Consider the following 17,246-nt stretch of genomic DNA (forward strand, 5'->3'; position numbering starts at 1 on the left):
TCAGCGCCGCCGTCCACCCAAGCGCTGGAACGCCTCTTGCAGCAGCGTTTCGGTCGCCGTCCATCCCAGGCAACCGTCGGTGATCGACACGCCGTAGCGCAAGGGGGCGGAGAGCGGCTGGCAGCCTTCCAGCAGATGGCTTTCCAGCATGGCGCCGCGCAGCGAGCGATCCCCCGCCAGGCGTTGTTCCAACAGGCTGGCGAACACCGCTGGCTGCCGCAGCGGGTCCTTGCCGCTGTTGGCATGGCTGCAGTCGACCATGATCCGTGCCGGGATGCCCTGGCGCAGCAGGTCTTCGCGGGCGCTGCGCACGCTGCGGGCGTCGTAATTCGGCCCCGCGTGACCGCCCCGCAGCACCAGATGGGTATGGGGGTTGCCGGTGGTCTCGATACGCGCCGGACGACCCTGGGCGTCGAGACCGAAATGCCGGTGGGGACGGGCCGCCGAGCGCATGGCATCGCAGGCGATGGCGACGCCGCCATCGGTGCCGTTCTTGAAACCCACCGGCAGGTCCAGGCCGCTCACCAGTTCGCGGTGCACCTGGGATTCGCTGGTCCGCGCACCGATGGCGCCCCAGGCCAGCAGGTCGTCCAGGTAGCCGGCGGCCAGGGGCTGCAACAGTTCGCTGGCCACCGGCAGGCCGCGTTCGATCATCTGCAGCATCAGCCGCCGCGACAACGCCAGGCCCTCGGCCATGTCATCGCTGCCATCCAGGTGCGGGTCATACAGCAAGCCTTTCCAGCCCACGGTAGTACGCGGCTTCTCCACGTAGGCACGCATCACCAGCAGCAGGCGGTCGGATACTCGGCCTGCCAGTTCGGCCAGACGGTCGGCATAGTCGAGGGCGGACTGGGGGTCATGCAGGGAGCAGGGACCGACCACCACCAACAGGCGGTCGTCCTGGCCATCGAGAATGGCGCGGATGGCCTCGCGGTCACGATGGACCCGGGCAGCCAGGGCGGGGGGCAGGGGCAGGTGGCGGCGCAAGTCGGCCGGGGTGGGCAGCGGCAGTGCCTGGCGCTCGTCGGCGATACGCGGCGGGGCCGCGGTCGGAGCAGGAGAGACGGGGAGCAGCGAAACGACGGAAGCATTCATGGACAGGGTTCCTCGGCCAGCGCGCGCACGCGCCGGGCACTAACTGGGTGTTCGATTCAAGGTCGGTCGAAGGGCGGTCACGTGGCTAAATCGCCAGTCAGCGAAGGCATACGAGGGGTAGGGGCGGTAAGCGGTCATGGTGCAGTTCCTCTGGACGGTGCTGGAAAAAGAAAACCCCCGGTCGGGAGGCCGACCGGGGGTTTCGAAAAACGTCTGGTGGCGACCCGTTTACTGGGGCGCCTGGGAAAGAGTCAGGCGCGCCCGTGGCTAAACCAATAGCCGTAAAAGCGGTAGCCGAAACCTGCCTCACTCTGAGTCCGGGCGGCACACTGCGCGGCGCGGGGAGCACCAGGGCAGGCAGGACACAGGGTTTGGAAGGGATGCGGCATGACGGGTCTCCGTGGTGGCGATCAACTTACTGCATCGTTCCCGGGCTTTCAATCACCGATGTGCATCGAAGACGTGCCGAGCCCGGCGGCCTTCGCTACCATCGGCGTCTCGCCTTCCCAGGAGCGCTCATGTCGCCCACGCCACCTTTCCCCCTCGCCGCAGTGGTTGCTGCCGATGCGTTGAAGCAGGCGCTTTGCCTTGCGGCCATCGACCCGTCCATCGGCGGCGTGCTGATCGAGGGCCCCCGCGGGATGGCCAAGTCCACCCTGGCCCGGGGCGTAGCGGACCTGCTGGAAAGCGGCGCCTTCGTCGACCTGCCCCTGGGGGCCAGCGAAGAGCGCATCGTCGGCACCCTCGACCTGGACGCTGCCTTGGGCGAGGGGCGCGTGCGCTTTTCCCCGGGCCTGCTGGCGAAAGCCCACGGTGGGGTGCTGTACGTCGATGAAGTGAACCTGCTGCCGGATCATCTGGTGGACCTGTTGCTGGACGTGGCGGCCAGCGGTACGAACCAGGTCGAACGGGATGGCGTGTCCCATCGCCATCCCGCACGCTTCGTGCTCATCGGCACCATGAACCCGGAGGAGGGTGACCTGCGGCCGCAGCTGCTGGATCGCTTCGGTTTCAAGGTGACCCTGTCCGGCTCACCGGAGCCGGCGGCACGGGCGGAAATCGTCCGCCGTCGCCTGGCGTTCGACGCCGATCCCCAGGCCTTCCTGGCCCGCTGGCACGCCGAGCAGGACGCCCTGGTGCAACGCTGCCTGGCCGCACGTCGGAAGCTGGCCTCCATTCCCCTGGACGACGCCAGCCTGTCCAGCATCGCCCAGCGCTGCTTCGATGCCGAGGTGGACGGCCTGCGGGCGGATCTGGTCTGGCTGCGCGGCGCCCGAGCGCATGCCGCATGGCGAGGCGCCCGCGCGATCGCTCCGGAAGACCTGGACGCGGTCGAACCGTTCGTCCTGGCTCATCGCCGACGCGCTTCGGCGGAGGCCAGCCCTCCGGCTCCCTCCGCACCGCCACCCCGGCCAGCCGATACGCCGCCCCAGGACACGGCGGCAGGCGAGGGGCAGTGGGGTGAACTACCGGCTCAGCCCGTGCCCATGGCGGGCAACCGCGCGCTGCCCACCTGGCTAAAAAAGACCTGAGCATCCGTCCCGCACCGGCAGCGACCGGGGCGGATGCACGACCACGACCCGGTGCTGCCACAGGCGGCTCACAGGGCCCACGCACCGCAGGCCCTCACGCGGGGCGCATCGACTGGGTGGCCACCCTTGCCAGAGGCCGCCCCCGGCGCCGGGCCGACCTGATCCGGCCGGCTCGCCGTGCCGACGGGGGCGAGTGCTGGGTGGTGATCGTCGACGCATCCGCCAGCACCCGCCGGCAGGGCGCCCTGGGGCGGGCCAAGGCATTGCTGAGCGCGCTGTTCGAACAGGCATACCGCCAGCGGGTGCAGCTCGCCATCCTGCAGGCCGGAGGCCGTGAGGCCCGCTGGGCCTGGCTCGACCGCAAGGCCTCCGCTTCGTTGCGGGATTGGCTGGATGGACTGGGGGCGGGCGGCGGCACGCCGTTGGACGATGCGCTGGACCAGGCCTTCCAGTGGCTGGACCGCCGCGAGCGGCAGAAACCGGCGGAGCGCCAACGCCTGCTGATCCTCACCGATGGCCGCTTGCGGGAACTGCCCGCCGTGGGGCCATCCCCCTGCCCGACGGTGCTGATCGATACCGAGAGCGGCCCGATCCGCCTCGGGCGTGGCCGCCTGCTGGCAGAGCGCCTGAGGGCGGATTACCGATCACTGGAATGACGCTGTTCACAGCGTGAGGTGAAATACCGTCATAGATATTGGCGGGTGGCTTGAATGTGCCCCGGACTGCGCCTTATTTAAGTTTTCTTCAAACGGAAAATATCAGGGTAAGTATTCCCTGTCAGGATGAAAGAGGACTTTTTCGTTTACCGCAGGCGCCAGAAGAATCTGGATATTACACCTATGGAACTCCATTACATGGCGCAGGACAATTTGCTCATCCCCGCCTACTGAACGTTTTACTGAAAATCGAGTTGCGGTGGGCCGAAATAGATGAAAGAAAGTTCGGCGCAGGCAATATAAGCCTAGGTTCTGTACGAAAAGTCGTCGAGCGAAGGTCAGGCAAGGCAAAAACAGGCGAAGAAGCGGAGTTTACGTGCTGTAAATGAGCAGTCTGAGCCTGTTTTTAACGCAGCATCACCGAGCGCAGGCACTTTTCGTACAGAACCTAGCCAATGGCGCCAAATTCCTCTGCACCTCTCACATCGAAGCGGCTTGGAAATGGACATACGTCCACTTCGAAAGGATGGGCAACAGAGACCGGTTTCTTACCGGGAGGCGCAGTACGATCAAGAAGCCACGCGAAAGCTCATCGAGTTATTTTGGAGTGACGCCTCGGTCAAGCAGATTTTCTTCAACGACTCTGACATACCAAGAGTCAGAAGGCTGGCCGGTCACGACGATCATTTCCACGTTACAGTCATGCCGTGAGGTCTCCATGCTTCGCTACTTTTCATCTGCGCTGGTTTTTGCTCCTTTGTTCGTGTTCGCGGCAGACAGTGCATGGCATTACGAGAAGGAGCTGAGCGGTACGTATGGCTCCTACGGTGGAACACTGGGCGATATGCACACGCCTGGCAACCACGATGAGAACATGGCATTCCAGGTGACGGGGGAAGCCGCGCAACGCATGTTCGACGCCATCGGACCCGATCTTCGACAAGAAGAAAGCTGTCTCGACGACCCAGCCGACCGCATGCGCTCAAGGCGAAATCTGGTCTGCGTGAAAAGTGCTAATGGTCAGCATGCCTGTTACTTCGGCCTGGGCTTGAAGACGGGCAAGACCCTGCCTGCTGTCATCTGCTAAACATCTCGGTGAGCGCTCCAAGACAGCGATTGCTGTTTGAAGCGCTCCAACTCATTTCGAATTCGGAAGGTCGGTGGGCTCGGGATTGTTGCGAGGGTTGAGTTTTTTTATAAAAACGCACCCATAACTTGAAGTCTTCTCTATGCGCCTGTCGTACTCGTTTTTCGAGAGATAGGCATTGGCATACCAGCCGCCCACGTAATTGGGAAAATATTCGTCATGAATAAGTTCAAGGGCGTGCAAGCGGCAACTCTTGTTTTTTTTCTGGACTAAATAGAAAATTCTATGACTATATCCCCGATGTTCTTGCTCAGTGACTTCATAGTTTTTTATTTCACAATTAAGTGCTTGGGAGTGCCACGAAATAGATTGATGGCGGATGGTGAGCACTCCGCCGCAACCACGACCTTGCCCCTGATAACGACCTTCGAAGAAATCTGCCTGTAAATTCTCGCCATTAACTTGCCCTGAAGCAGTCAGCCACAAACTAGAAAAAATTATCATCCTGGAGATAAGCATATTTTCAATCCGGGAAATTATAGAAAAATTCAAGTTTATCTTTGTAGGCGGAGTCTCCGGAAACATTATAGACGGATGCAGTAAAATTAAAATCCAGGCGCTCCATGGAATAAATCACTCTTTTCTTTTTTGCCTTGATGTATAGCAGTTTCTGCCCAGGCCTTAATGAGTTCGGGTTTATGCCTGGGTTGAGCTTGAGGAGGACCTCAACAGTTGTTTCAACAGCTTTTGCTATACGCTCTAAATTCGACAGATCTTTTGTGACGCTGATCTCAGAAGGATTTCCATCATCAATTAGAGTCACTGTAGCAAACGTGCATGCGCGCATAAGGAGATAGGCGGTGCCTGCGATTATGTTTTCCTTGGCTTGATTTCTTATGTTCTCGAAAGTCAGATATTTATAGGCGTCTGGCAAGATTAATTTTGCGTTTTCGCCTATAAAATTATCCGTGGCCAATACATCATTAATTCCTAAATCCCCTGCGTTTCCAATTTGCATGGGTCTTTTTTCCCAAGCCTCTTGTTTTACGCCTGGACCTGTTTCGGTATAGACGATTGCTCTTAAGAGCTTGGGGTCTACGAAAGGAACTACAAATAAGCCTGGGCTGCAAACGCCGTCGCCTTGAAAGTGCCGATTGTAGGTGGCCGCTATATCAGAAATAACACCATCATATTTTCTCCATCCTGGATTATTTCGTAGAGAAATTTCTGCACCCCTTTTCCACATTGAAAGTTCAGTTGCATTCATTGAGTACTTGTACTCCACGGCCTTGGACGGTCGGCGTGGATAGGTCTGGATATGGCTGATGGTCTGCATCGATCTCTCCCTGAAAAGGCGATTCTAGCGGGGAGCTCCTGTTCACAGCTGTGAGGGGGTGCACAGCTCAGTGGGAGAGGGCTGCCCACAGGACGTCGGGGGTGGCGAACGTGCGGTCCGCGTCGGGCAACACCGGGCGGGTCAGCATCAGGACGGGGCAACACAGTTCCCGGGCCACCTGCAGCTTGGGCTCGGTGGAGGCGCCGCCGCTGTTCTTGGTGATCAGCACGTCGAAACCGCCCTGGCGGAACAGGGCTCGTTCGGCGTCCAGGGCGAACGGGCCGCGGTCGCCGATCACGCGGTAGCGGGGACCGGCGGGTTGGCCCTGCAGGCAACGTACGGTCCAGTGTTGGTGGGCGGGAATGGCGTCGAGGTGGGCGAGGGGCTCACGGCCCAGGGTGAAGAAAGGCCGCCGGAAACCGGAGAGGGAAGCGATGAGCGCGTCCCAGTCCGCTACCTCGCGCCAATCGTCGCCCTCCGAGGCCTGCCACGCCGGACGCCGCAAGGCCCAGAGTGGTATCCCGGTGAGCGCCGAGGCCTGGGCTGCATTGGCGCTGATGCGGGCGGCGTAGGGGTGGGTGACGTCCAGCAGCAGGTCAATGCCGGCCCGGCGAATGAAACCGACCAGGCCCTCGGCACCGCCGAAACCACCGACCCGCACGTCGCAAGCCAGGTCCTCGGGAATCCGCCCGAGGCCGGCCAGGCTATAGACGTGGCCGGGCCCGAGGCGGCGAGCGATCCGTAGGGCATCGCCGGTACCGCCCAGCAGCAGAAAGCGTCGCATCACTCGAGCGCCTCCCCGACGATCAGCCCCTGGCGGTCGATGGCGAACACTTCCAGCCGCACCTGCGGCGGGACGATGGCCCGGGCGAAGCGCAGGGCGTGGCCACAGACGGCATCGCCGAGGGCGAGCCCAGCGGCCCGGGCCTCGGCGAGGGCCTGCTGGCTGGTGTTGGCCGCGCACATGCGCGCCTGAAGCGAGGGATCGGCTCCCAGGGAGCCGGCCCAGTGGGCCAGTTGCCCCAGGTCGATACTGGAATGGCGGCTGTGCAGATCCAGGTGGCCGCCCGCGAGCTTGCTGATCTTGCCGAACCCGCCACACAGGCTGAGGGTGTTCACCGGCGCCTTGCGCAGGTGCTTGAGCACCGCACCGGCGAAGTCGCCCATTTCGATCAGCGCCAGGTCCGGCAATCGGTAGCGCTGGCGCATGGCGTCTTCGCTGGCGTTGCCGGTGCAGGCGGCGAGATGGCCGACGCCGTTGGCCCGCGCCACGTCGATGCCCTGGTGGATCGAGGCGATGTAGGCCGAACAGGAGAACGGTCGGACGATGCCAGTGGTGCCGAGGATGGACAGCCCGCCGAGGATGCCCAGGCGCGGGTTCATGGTCTTCAGCGCCAACTCCTCACCGCCCTCGACGCCGACGATCACTTCGAAGCCGCCCGGGTAGCCCAGGCGCAGGGCGAGTTCGTGCAGATGCACGGCGATCATCTGCCGTGGCACCGGGTTGATCGCCGGTTCGCCCACCGGCAGGGTCAGGCCCGGGCGGGTCACGGTGCCCACGCCCGGACCGGCACGGAAGCGCACGCCCGGCTCGGGCAGCAGGCGCACCCGGGCGAAAACCAGGGCCCCGTGGGTCACGTCGGGATCGTCGCCGGCATCCTTGAGCGTGGCGGCTTCCGCGCCGTCCTCCCAGGGGCGACAGTGGACCAGGCGCATCAGCACGTGCTGGCCCTTGGGCAGGACGATCTCCGCCGCATCGCTGACGTGACCTTCCAGCAGCAGGCGGGCGGCCGCGAGGCTGGTGGCGGTGGCGCAACTCCCGGTGGTGTAGCCGCTGCGCAGCGGAACCGGCTGTTCGGGTGTCTCGTCGCGCATCGACATGGATCAGGCGTCCGCCCCAAGCGGCTTGCGGGCCTCCAGCAGGGTCACCGGCAGCGCCTGGCGCCAGGTGTCGAAGCCCCCCAGCGGCTGGGCATGGGCTACCGCCAGGCGCACCAGGTCGCCGCCGTGCCGGGCGCGCCAGTCCACCAGGCGCGCCTCGCTTTGCAGGGTCACGGCATTGGCCACCAGGCGCCCACCCGGCTTGAGCCGCTCCCAGCACTGCTCCAGCACGCCGGGCACGGTCACGCCGCCACCGATGAAGATGGCGTCCGGCGTCGCCAGCCCGGTCAGCGCGTCGGGGGCGTGGCCGGCTACCAATGCCAGACCCGGCACGCCCAGGGCGTCGCGGTTGTGTTCGATGAGCGCCTGGCGCCCGGGGTCGGCCTCGACCGCCAGTGCACGGCAGGCCGGGTGGCTGCGCATCCATTCGATGCCGATGGAGCCACAGCCGGCACCGACGTCCCACAGCAGCTCGCCCGGAGACGGCGCCAGGCGCGCGAGGGTGACGGCGCGGACGTCGCGCTTGGTGAGCTGGCCATCGTGGCGATAGGCGTGGTCCGGCAGGCCGGGTGTCAGGGGCAGACACTGGGCATCTTCCGTTGCCCGGCATTCCACGGCGATCAGGTTGAGGGCAGCCACGGTGGAAATCGACCACGCGGCCGCCTGTCCATCCAGGCGTCGTTCGTCGTCGCCCCCCAGGTGCTCCAGCACCTGCAATCGGCTGGGGCCGAAGCCACGCGCCGTCAGCAGGGCTGCCACTGCCGCCGGGCTTTGCCCGTCCTGGCTGAGGATCAGCAGCCGGGCGCCGGGCTGGATGTGGGGCTGCAGCGCCACCAGAGGGCGGCCCACCAGGGACAGCACCCGGCAGTCCTGCAGTGCCCAGCCCAGGCGCGCGGCGGCCAAGGAGGGTGAGGAGGGCGCCGGCAGGATGTGCAGTTCCGACGCCTCCAGGCGCTGGGCGAGGCTGGCGCCGACGCCGTACAGCATCGGGTCGCCGCTGGCCAGCACGCAGACCGGCTGGCCTCGACGGGCCAGGACCGGCTCGAGGGAGAATGGGGTGGGCCAGGGCTGGCGCTCGGCGTCGATGCAGCGGGGTAGCAGGGCCAGGTGGCGCGTGCCGCCGACGATCAGCCGGGCATCGCGCAGGGCGCGGCGCGCCGCCTTGCCCAGGCCCCCATAGCCGTCTTCGCCGATTCCCACCACCGTCAGCCAGGCCGCCATCCGCCACTCCTCGTTCCGCCAGCCGCCGACGCTCGCTGTCGCGGCCAGGCCCAAAGCGGGCATAATACCGCGTCGTCGGTGCCCTTCGGGGCCGGGAATCGCACGCGCCGCGTCGCGAAGGCCCGAGGGAACACGGAACCAGCCGTGGCTGTCCCCGCAACTGTATGCAGCGAGTCCTGCGCACCGTGCCACTGGCGTCCGCCGGGAAGGCCGCGCCGGGCGTCGACCTGCCAGCCAGGAGACCTGCCGACGGATGGGTCGCGTGCCAACATCGGGCGGGGTGCACCGATGCTGGCGGACCGCCTCGTGGGCGGCCGTCAGGTCCGGTGGTGCGATCGCCAAACGGACCGAACCTTGAACGACCGACCGCTCTCCACCCCGGCTCTCCCCACCCCGCGCCCCTCCGCGTGCCCGGGGCTGTTGCGCATCGTCCCTGCCCGGGATGGCGGCATCTGCCGGGTGCGCCTGCCGGGAGGCCGTCTGGACGCAGCCTCGCTACGGCGACTGGCCGAGGCCGCCCATCGCCATGCCAGCGGCGTGCTGGAAGTGACCAACCGGGCCAACCTGCAGGTCCGCGGGGTCCGGCCGGAGCGGGCGGATGCACTGATCCGTGACCTGCTGGACGCCGGCCTCGGGCCGCGGGTCGCCGGGGCGGACGACGTGCGCAACCTGCTGCTGAGCCCCGCCGCCGGCCTCGATCCCCAGGCCGGCATGGACGTGCGTCCGCTGGCGCAGCGTCTGCTGCAGGCCTTGGAGAACGAGCCGCGCTTCCATGGACTCTCGCCGAAATTCGCCCTGTCCCTGGACGGCGGCGAAACCATGGCCATGCTCGACCATCCCCATGATCTCTGGCTGAGTGCCCTGGAAGGGCCGGATGGCCAGCCGCTGGTGGCCTTCGGCCTGGCGGGCTGCGTGCCGCAGGCAGCGGGCGACCCGCCGGCGCTGGCTGCTTTTCCCCGGGCTGGCGTGGTGGAGGGGGTGGTGACCCTGCTGCACCTCTTCCTCGATCTGGCCGAGTCAGGCGTGGCGGGCCCGGACTGTACCCGCATGCGCCACCTGCTGGCCCGGCTGCCGGCCAGCGCGCTGTTGCAGCGGCTACGTGAGCGCCTGGCCGTTCCTCTGTTGGAACGTGCCTGGCTGGCGACGTGGCGTCGCGCCCCGGCGCCGATGGACGCCCACATCGGCATCCATCCCCAACGCCAGGCCGGTTTATGCCTGGTGGGCGCAGCGCCCTGGCTGGGGCGGGTGGACGCCGCGAGCCTGATCGCCCTGGCCGACTTGGCGGAGCGCGTCGGCGACGGCAGCCTGCATTTCACTCCCTGGCAGAGCCTGGTCCTGCCCAACGTGCCGGTTGCGCACGCGGCCAACGCCCTGGCCGGCCTGGAAGCCCTGGGTCTGGCGACCCAGCCCGGGGCGCCGGCCACCCGCCTGGTGGCCTGCAGCGGCAGCGCCGGCTGCGCCCGCGCCCAGGCCGATACCAAGGCGGATGCCCTGACCCTGGCTCGCCGCTGGCCGGCCGGGCTGTCACTCCCGCCCCTGCATTTCAGTGGCTGCCCGCGCAGCTGCGCGGCGGCCCACGTGGCGCCCTATACCCTGCTGGCCATCGACGCCGGCCACTACGACCTGTTCCGCCGCGACGCCGGCCACGACGGCTTCGGCCGGCGGCTGGCTCGTGGCCTTGACCTCGACGCCGCTGTCACGCGCCTCGCCGAGGAAGCCCGGAGTACCCCCCATGATTGACTACATCCGCGACGGCGAAGCCATCTATCGCCAGTCGTTCTCCATCATCCGCGCCGAGGCCCGGCTGGACGGCATCCCCGCCGACCTGGAAAAACTGGCGGTCCGGGTGATCCATGCCTGCGGCATGGTGGACGTGGTGGAGGACCTGCGGTTTTCCAGCGGCGCCGGGCAGGCCGGGCGCGAGGCCCTGCAGGCGGGGGCGGCGATCCTCTGCGACGCCCGCATGGTGGCCGAGGGGGTCACCCGCTCGCGCTTGCCGGCGGACAACCCGGTGATCTGCACCCTCAACGATCCGGGCATCCCGGCCCTGGCGGCGGCCCGCGGCAACACCCGTTCGGCGGTGGCCCTGGAACACTGGGGCGAGCGCCTGGCCGGCAGCGTGGTAGTGATCGGCAATGCCCCCACCGCGCTGTTCTACCTGCTGGAAATGCTCGACGCCGGCGCGCCGAAGCCGGCGCTGATCCTCGGTTTCCCGGTGGGCTTCGTCGGCGCCGCCGAGTCCAAGGCCCTGCTGGCGGCGGACAGCCGCGGTGTGCCGTTCGTGACGGTGATGGGCCGGCGCGGCGGCAGCGCCATGGCCGCGGCGGCGGTCAACGCCCTGGCCACGGAGCGCGAGTGATGCGTGGCTGTCTCTACGGCCTGGGCGTCGGCCCCGGCGACCCGGAACTGCTGACCCTCAAGGCGCTGCGCCTGCTCAAGGCCGCGCCAGTGGTGGCGTACTTCGTCGCCCGGGGCAAGAAGGGCAACGCCTTCGGCATCATCGAGGGGCACCTGGAACCCCGCCAGGCGCGCCTGCCCCTGGTTTACCCGGTGACCACCGAGGCCCTGGCGCCGCCGCTGTACTACGAGCAGATCATCGCCGACTTCTACGACACCGCCGCGCTGGCCGTGGCCGAACACCTGGACGCCGGCCGCGACGTGGCGGTGATCTGCGAGGGCGACCCATTCTTCTACGGCTCCTACATGTACCTGCACGACCGCCTGGCGACGCGCTATGACACCCAGGTGGTGCCGGGCGTGTGCTCCATGCTGGGCAGCGCCGCGGTGCTGGGCGCGCCCCTGGTGTACCGCAACCAGAGCCTGTCGGTGCTGTCCGGGGTGTTGCCGGAGGAGGAACTGGAACGCCGCCTGGCCGAAGCCGAGGCAGCGGTGGTGATGAAACTGGGGCGCAACTTTGCCAAGGTGCGGCGGGTGCTGGAGGGGCTTGGCCTGGCCGGGCGCGCCCTCTACGTGGAACGCGCCACCATGGCCAACCAGCGAATCGTCCCGCTGGACCAGGTGGACCCCATGGCCTCTCCGTATTTCTCCATGATCGTGATTCCCGGCGAACGGTGGCAGGCCTGATGCACGACGACGATTTTCGGGCGCTCGCGGACGCACCCGCCGCCATTCTCATCCTGGGCCAGCAGGCACTGGGCACCGCGCGACGCCTCCAGGCCGTCCTGCCGGGTTCGCGCATCCACGGGCTGGATGGCCGCGTGCAGGGCGCGGATGCCGCCTACACCGTCTTCGGCGATACCCTGCGCCAGCTCTATCGCGACGACGTGCCCCTGGTGGTGCTGTGCGCCGCCGGCATCGTGATCCGCAGCCTGGCCCCGCTGCTGCTGGAGAAGGGCGCGGAGCCGCCGGTCCTGGCGGTGGCGGAGGATGGTAGCGCGGTGGTACCGCTGCTGGGCGGCTTGCGGGGCGTGAATCGCCTGGCCCGGCGGATCGGCGAGGGCCTGGCGGTGGCGCCGGCCATCACCACCAGCGGCGAGCTGCGCTTCGGCACCTGCCTGCTGGACCCGCCGGCCGGCTACGCCCTGGCCGACTTGGAGCAGGGCAAACGCTTCGTCGCCGACCTGCTGGGCGGCGAGCAGGTGCGGCTGGAAGGCGACGCGCCCTGGCTGGCGACGGAGCGCTTGCCCTGGGCGGACGACGCCCGGCGCACCATCCGGGTCAGTTGCGTCGCCTCGGCGTCGTCTGACGACGCCCTGCTGATCCATCCGCGGGTGATCGTCGCCCGGGTTCGGCCGCCCTTCGAGGAGCTGGCCTTGCAGGTGCGCCAGGCCCTGGCCAGCGCCGGCTTGGCGTTTCACAGCCTGGCCTGCCTGGCCGCCGAGGCGGCCATGATGGGCAACCCGGCGCTGCAGGCCGCCGCCGAAACCCTGGGCGTCCCCATACGCTACCTGGAAGGCTCCGAGGTATTGCCCGACCGCCTGCCCGGGCCTTCCGGGGACGGCCTGTCCCTGCATCAAGCCCCGGCGCCCTTCGATCCGGCCACCCTGGGTCGGGCGCGCGGTCGCCTGACGGTGATCGGCCTGGGCCCCGGCGCGGCCGAGTTCATGTTGCCAGCCACGCGCCGGGCCCTGGACGAGGCCCAGGACCTGCTGGGTTACCAGACCTACGTGGATATGGCGGGGCCGCTGCGCGTTGGCCAGGTGCGCCATGCCAGCGACAACCGGGAGGAGCTGGAGCGCGCCCGCCATGCCTTCACCCTGGCCGCGCAGGGGCGCCAAGTGGTGATGATCTCCTCCGGCGACCCCGGGGTTTTCGCCATGGCCAGCGCCGTGCTGGAGGCCTTGCATGGCAGCCACGATCCTCTCTGGCACGGGGTGGATCTGCAGGTGCTGCCGGGGGTATCCGCGGCCTTGGCCACCGCCGCCCGCGCCGGCGCGCCCCTGGGCCACGATTTCTGCATGCTGTCGCTCTCCGACAACCTCAAGCCCTGGTCCACCATCGAGCACCGGCTGGAGCAGGCCGCCCTGGCGGACCTGGTGATGGCCTTCTACAACCCGATTTCCCGGGCGCGGCCCTGGCAGCTGGGGCGCGCGCTGGAGATCGTCCGCCGCCACCGAGCCCCGGAGACCCGGGTGGTGCTGGGGCGCGACATCGGCCGCCCGGGGGAGCGCCTGACGACCCTGACCCTGGAGGCGCTGCAGCCGGAGCAGGTGGACATGCGCACCCTGGTGATCATCGGCTCGTCCACCACCACCGGTTTTCCCCGGCGCGGGGGCGGCGAATGGGTCTACACCCCGCGCTGGTACCCGGTGGCACCGAAATAGTGGCGGGGATGCGGGCGGAATAGAGGCGAAACGCGGGGCTTCATCTAGGCTCAATGGGACCGTTCTGGAGGATCCTCGCCGATGAATCTTCGCAATCTGAATATCTCGCTCAGGGCGTCCCTGAGCTTCGCCCTCATCACCCTCATGGTGATCATCCTCGGCGTGTTCGCCCAGGTGCAGATGAAGGACTTGCACAGCAGCGAGCAGGATATAGAGAAGAACTGGCTGCCCGGCGTGCAAACCACCGACGATATCCAGATCAGCCTGCTGGAAATGCGCCTGGAAAGCCTGCGCCTGCTCTCGGTATCGGAGCCCAGCGAGCGCGAGGCCGGCCTGCAGCGCATCCAGGCGTCTCGCTCCACCATGGAGAATCGGCTCGCTCGCTATTCCCAGGACCTCATTTCCGACGAAGGCGATCGACGCAACTTCGAAACCGCCAATGCAGCTCTCACCCAATACATGGAAGGTCTCAAGACCCTGCTGGACCTGGAGCAACAAGGCCGCAGAGACGATGCCATGCGCTGGGCCGGCTCCGATCAGCGGGCCCGTGCCCAGGCTGCCCAGGCCTCACTCGACGTGATGCGCGACTACAACGCCAAGGGCGCTACCCAGGCCGGCGTGCAGTCCCTGAAAACCTACCGGGGCAGCCAGCTGTTCATCCTCGGCACCTGCATCGTCGCCATCCTGCTGACGGTGCTGCTGGCCTGGCTGTTGATCCGCAGCATCGTCCAGCCCCTGGCCGCCGCCCTGGCGGTGGCCGACGAGATCGCCAAGGGCGACCTGTCCCGCGCCATCCAGTCCAGCAGCCGCGACGAGGCCGGGCGTCTGATGACCTCCCTGGGGCGCATGCAGACCAACCTGCGGGACACCATTCGCGAAATCAGCAATTCCTCCACCCAGCTGGCGTCAGCCGCTGAGGAGATGACCTCGGTGGCCGAAGAGAGCAGCCGCTCGCTGCATCAACAGAACGCCGAGATCGAGCAGGCCGCGACGGCGGTCAACGAAATGAGCGCGGCGGTGGAGGAAGTGGCCCGCAATGCAGCCGCCGCGTCCGAATCCGCGCGGCGCTCCAGCGAATCCGCTGCCATCGGCAACCAGCGGGTCCGCGACACCCTGCAGGCGATCCATCGCCTGTCTGCCCAGGTGGAAGGCACCTCCACTCAGATCGTCGGCCTGGCCGGGCAGGCCCAGAGCATCAGCACGGTGCTCAGCGTGATCCGCTCCATCGCCGAGCAGACCAACCTGCTGGCGTTGAACGCCGCCATCGAGGCGGCCCGGGCCGGCGAGCAGGGCCGGGGCTTCGCCGTGGTGGCGGACGAGGTGCGCGCCCTGGCCCACCGCACCCAGACCTCGACCCTGGAGATCGAGCAGACCATTTCAGCCATCCAGGCCGGCACCGAAGCGGTGGTGACCGCCATGCAGCAGAGCAGCACCCAGACCCAGAATACCCAGAACGCCGCGGACGACGCCGGCAATGCCATCGAGGCGATCACCCGCGCCATCGAGGAGATCGACGAGCGTAATTCCCAGATCGCCACCGCGTCCGAGGAGCAGTCTCACGTGGCGCGGGAAGTGGATCGCAATCTGGTGAGCATCCGCGACCTGTCCATGCAGAGCTCCAGCGGCGCCAGCCAGACCACCCAGGCCAGCGCCGAACTGACCCGCCTGGCGGTGGCCCTGAACAAGTTGGTGGCGAAGTTCCGAGTGTGACCTGCGCCTGGCGCGGCTCCGTGTGATCGATGCGGGGCGTGCAGGGCTGGTGGCGCGGGGCCCGCCGATTTGGCGATACTGTGGGGCGACGCGTCAGGAGCCCCGATTCATGTTGAAAACCGAGTTCGACGAAAGCTGGAAGTCCTGGATCGCCTTGAACCTCGAGCGCGGTTGCTCGAAGGAAGGCATGTACGAGATTCTCCTCGAGCACGAATTCGCCCCGGAGCTGGCCGCCGAAGCCCTGGGCATGCGCCCGCTGCCGACGCCGGTGCCTGCCAAGCCGGTCCAGCCGGTCCTGGTGGAAACCGAGCTCACCGAAGCGCCGGACCGGGTCGAACTGCCGTTCGCCGTGCGCTTCCCCACGGATCGCCTGGAGCTGTACATGCTCTCCGGTTTCCTCAGCGAAACCGAGTGCATGACCCTGATCCACCTGATCAACCAGCACCTGCGCGCGTCCACCACCACCAACGATGGCGGCGAATACGCCGGCTACCGCACCAGCCGCACCTGCGACCTGGGCATGCTGGACCACCCCCTGGCCCGCGACGTGGACCGGCGCATCTGCCAGGTGATGGGCATCGATTCCAGCTGGTCTGAGACCATCCAGGCCCAGCGCTACGACGTGGGCCAGCAGTTCAAGGCCCACACCGACTACTTCGAACCCGACAGCCACGAGTTCGAGACCTACGCCACCCAGGCCGGCCAGCGAACCTGGACCTTCATGATCTACCTCAACAGTACCCGGGAAGGCGGCTCCACCCGTTTCACCGAGCTGGACTGCGAGGTGCGGCCGAAGCAGGGCGACGCAGTGATCTGGAACAGCCTGCGGGCCGACGGCAGCCCCAACCCGGACACCATGCACTGGGGCATGCCGGTGGAGAAGGGCTACAAGGTCATCCTGACCAAGTGGTTCCGCAACAAGGGCAAGGGCAAGATGTTCAACAAGACGCCCAACGAGTACCTGCCGCCCCATACCCAGTCGGGCTTTCTCAAGCTGAAGATGCCGCCGGAGCTGTTCCAGCGCGTCGAGGCGTTCTACCGCGACCACGGGACCGAGATCCTCGGGGAGTCGGTGAAGGGCTTCATCGACGCGGCGAAGGGCAAGGTGGCCAGCGAACTGGTGCCCCTGGACGAGCCCCTGAAGAAAGACATCCACGAAACCCTGCAACCGTTGATGGAGGCCTGGATCGGCGATTTTCTGTTGCCCACCTTCGTCTATGGCATCCGTCGCTACCGGGACACCGCCACCCTGAAGATGCACCGCGACCGCGGCATCACCCATATCGCCAGCGCCATCGTCAACGTCGCCCAGGATGTGGATGAGCCCTGGCCGCTGCAGATCGAGGATCACTTCGGGCGCATGCACGACGTGCTCTTGGAGCCCGGCGAGATGGTCTTCTACGAAGGCGCGCGGCTGCTGCATGGCCGGATCGAGCCGTTGCGCGGGCGGGCGTACGCCAACCTGTTCGTCCACTACAAGCTGCGCGACGCTTGAGGCGCCGCGTGCACCTTTCGCGTCGAGCGGCCGCGGCGCGCTGAGTCGTGGAGAACACCGCACGTTTACCAGGGACGTATGCGTAGGCATCCCTTGTACGTGCGGATGGAGGTGACGCCGGGCAGGTCGCCAAGTGATCGTCATCGTGCGAGCGCTACTAGGCATCCGCACCGAGGTGCTTGCAGCCGACCGAGTGGATGGCGGCTTCGATGCTCGCTCCCACTGATGGGGAGACGCTGGACAGGGCGCTGTCGGAGAGAAGCGGCGCCCGCTGCCCTCGACGCCCGCCGGATGGCCAAAAGCTGCCCCTACCTGCACACGATAAGCCGAAGCGTACGGCACGGAATCCCTGCAGAGGGCTTGCGAGACCACACTCGATAATCAAATCCGTCTCGTTGATTGGCCTGAGCGACGCGTGATGCCTGGAGTAGGAGCAACGCGCTCATCTT

15 protein-coding genes, 1 pseudogene and 1 riboswitch are annotated in these 17,246 nt (G+C 66.9%); of the genes and pseudogenes, 10 read left to right on the plus strand and 6 right to left on the minus strand.

The features are described 5' to 3' along the window. Complete coding sequence (locus FM069_RS01180; protein ID WP_143486328.1) at nt 1-1,095, minus strand: 3-deoxy-7-phosphoheptulonate synthase; 1,095 nt, start codon at nt 1,093-1,095, stop codon at nt 1-3. Nucleotides 1,096-1,613: 518 nt separating this feature from the next. On the opposite strand from FM069_RS01180, the gene FM069_RS01185 reads away from it, so the two are divergent. The 3 genes from FM069_RS01185 (at nt 1,614) to FM069_RS01195 (ending at nt 4,370) form a co-directional block, all read left to right on the plus strand. Continuing rightward, complete coding sequence (locus FM069_RS01185; RefSeq protein WP_143486331.1) at nt 1,614-2,627, plus strand: ATP-binding protein; 1,014 nt, start codon at nt 1,614-1,616, stop codon at nt 2,625-2,627. After that, nucleotides 2,624-3,283 (plus strand): vWA domain-containing protein, encoded by a 660-nt coding sequence (locus tag FM069_RS01190; RefSeq protein WP_407681547.1) that lies wholly within the window; start codon nt 2,624-2,626, stop codon nt 3,281-3,283. The genes FM069_RS01185 and FM069_RS01190 overlap by 4 nt, the downstream gene beginning before the upstream one ends. Before the next feature lie 385 nt (nt 3,284-3,668). Then, nucleotides 3,669-4,370: a hypothetical protein gene (locus tag FM069_RS01195; protein WP_143486335.1), complete on the plus strand. Its 702-nt coding sequence runs from the start codon at nt 3,669-3,671 to the stop codon at nt 4,368-4,370. A gap of 51 nt (nt 4,371-4,421) precedes the next feature. On the opposite strand, the gene FM069_RS01200 is transcribed toward FM069_RS01195, so the two are convergent. The 5 genes from FM069_RS01200 to cbiE form a co-directional block, all read right to left on the minus strand. Beyond that, nucleotides 4,422-4,889, minus strand: a complete 468-nt coding sequence (locus FM069_RS01200) for a hypothetical protein (RefSeq protein ID WP_143486337.1) — start codon at nt 4,887-4,889, stop codon at nt 4,422-4,424. A gap of 4 nt (nt 4,890-4,893) precedes the next feature. Continuing rightward, complete coding sequence (locus FM069_RS01205; RefSeq protein ID WP_143486339.1) at nt 4,894-5,706, minus strand: LysM peptidoglycan-binding domain-containing protein; 813 nt, start codon at nt 5,704-5,706, stop codon at nt 4,894-4,896. Between the two features lie 67 nt (nt 5,707-5,773). Then, nucleotides 5,774-6,490, minus strand: a complete 717-nt coding sequence (locus FM069_RS01210; protein WP_143486340.1) for a cobalt-precorrin-6A reductase — start codon at nt 6,488-6,490, stop codon at nt 5,774-5,776. Beyond that, nucleotides 6,490-7,581: a cobalt-precorrin-5B (C(1))-methyltransferase gene (locus FM069_RS01215; RefSeq protein ID WP_143486646.1), complete on the minus strand. Its 1,092-nt coding sequence runs from the start codon at nt 7,579-7,581 to the stop codon at nt 6,490-6,492. Before FM069_RS01215 ends, FM069_RS01210 begins: the two co-directional genes overlap by 1 nt. A gap of 9 nt (nt 7,582-7,590) precedes the next feature. Then, a complete protein-coding gene (gene cbiE, locus FM069_RS01220; protein ID WP_143486342.1) occupies nt 7,591-8,808 on the minus strand; it encodes a precorrin-6y C5,15-methyltransferase (decarboxylating) subunit CbiE in 1,218 nt (405 codons plus the stop codon). 59 nt (nt 8,809-8,867) lie between these two features. Next, a riboswitch (cobalamin riboswitch) is annotated at nt 8,868-9,073 on the plus strand. A gap of 89 nt (nt 9,074-9,162) precedes the next feature. Between cbiE and cobG the strand changes: the two genes are divergently transcribed. From cobG to FM069_RS01250, 7 genes and pseudogenes are all read left to right on the plus strand, one after another. After that, complete coding sequence (gene cobG / locus FM069_RS01225) at nt 9,163-10,548, plus strand: precorrin-3B synthase (RefSeq protein ID WP_233281955.1); 1,386 nt, start codon at nt 9,163-9,165, stop codon at nt 10,546-10,548. Next, entirely contained in the window at nt 10,541-11,167 is a 627-nt protein-coding gene (locus FM069_RS01230) for a precorrin-8X methylmutase (RefSeq protein WP_143486345.1), read from the plus strand. The genes cobG and FM069_RS01230 overlap by 8 nt, the downstream gene beginning before the upstream one ends. Then, a complete protein-coding gene (locus tag FM069_RS01235; RefSeq protein ID WP_143486346.1) occupies nt 11,167-11,892 on the plus strand; it encodes a precorrin-2 C(20)-methyltransferase in 726 nt (241 codons plus the stop codon). Before FM069_RS01230 ends, FM069_RS01235 begins: the two co-directional genes overlap by 1 nt. Then, complete coding sequence (cobJ, locus tag FM069_RS01240; protein ID WP_143486348.1) at nt 11,892-13,592, plus strand: precorrin-3B C(17)-methyltransferase; 1,701 nt, start codon at nt 11,892-11,894, stop codon at nt 13,590-13,592. Before FM069_RS01235 ends, cobJ begins: the two co-directional genes overlap by 1 nt. Before the next feature lie 81 nt (nt 13,593-13,673). Beyond that, nucleotides 13,674-14,447, plus strand: a pseudogene (locus FM069_RS22180) (MCP four helix bundle domain-containing protein); the annotation flags it as partial. A gap of 66 nt (nt 14,448-14,513) precedes the next feature. Continuing rightward, nucleotides 14,514-15,302, plus strand: a complete 789-nt coding sequence (locus FM069_RS22185) for a methyl-accepting chemotaxis protein (protein ID WP_407681548.1) — start codon at nt 14,514-14,516, stop codon at nt 15,300-15,302. 109 nt (nt 15,303-15,411) lie between these two features. Beyond that, nucleotides 15,412-16,797 (plus strand): prolyl hydroxylase family protein, encoded by a 1,386-nt coding sequence (locus FM069_RS01250; RefSeq protein WP_143486351.1) that lies wholly within the window; start codon nt 15,412-15,414, stop codon nt 16,795-16,797. Nucleotides 16,798-17,246: the final 449 nt, after the last annotated feature.

It is taken from the genome of Pseudomonas mangiferae (assembly GCF_007109405.1).
GTDB classification, from domain to species: Bacteria; Pseudomonadota; Gammaproteobacteria; order Pseudomonadales; family Pseudomonadaceae; genus Pseudomonas_T; species Pseudomonas_T mangiferae.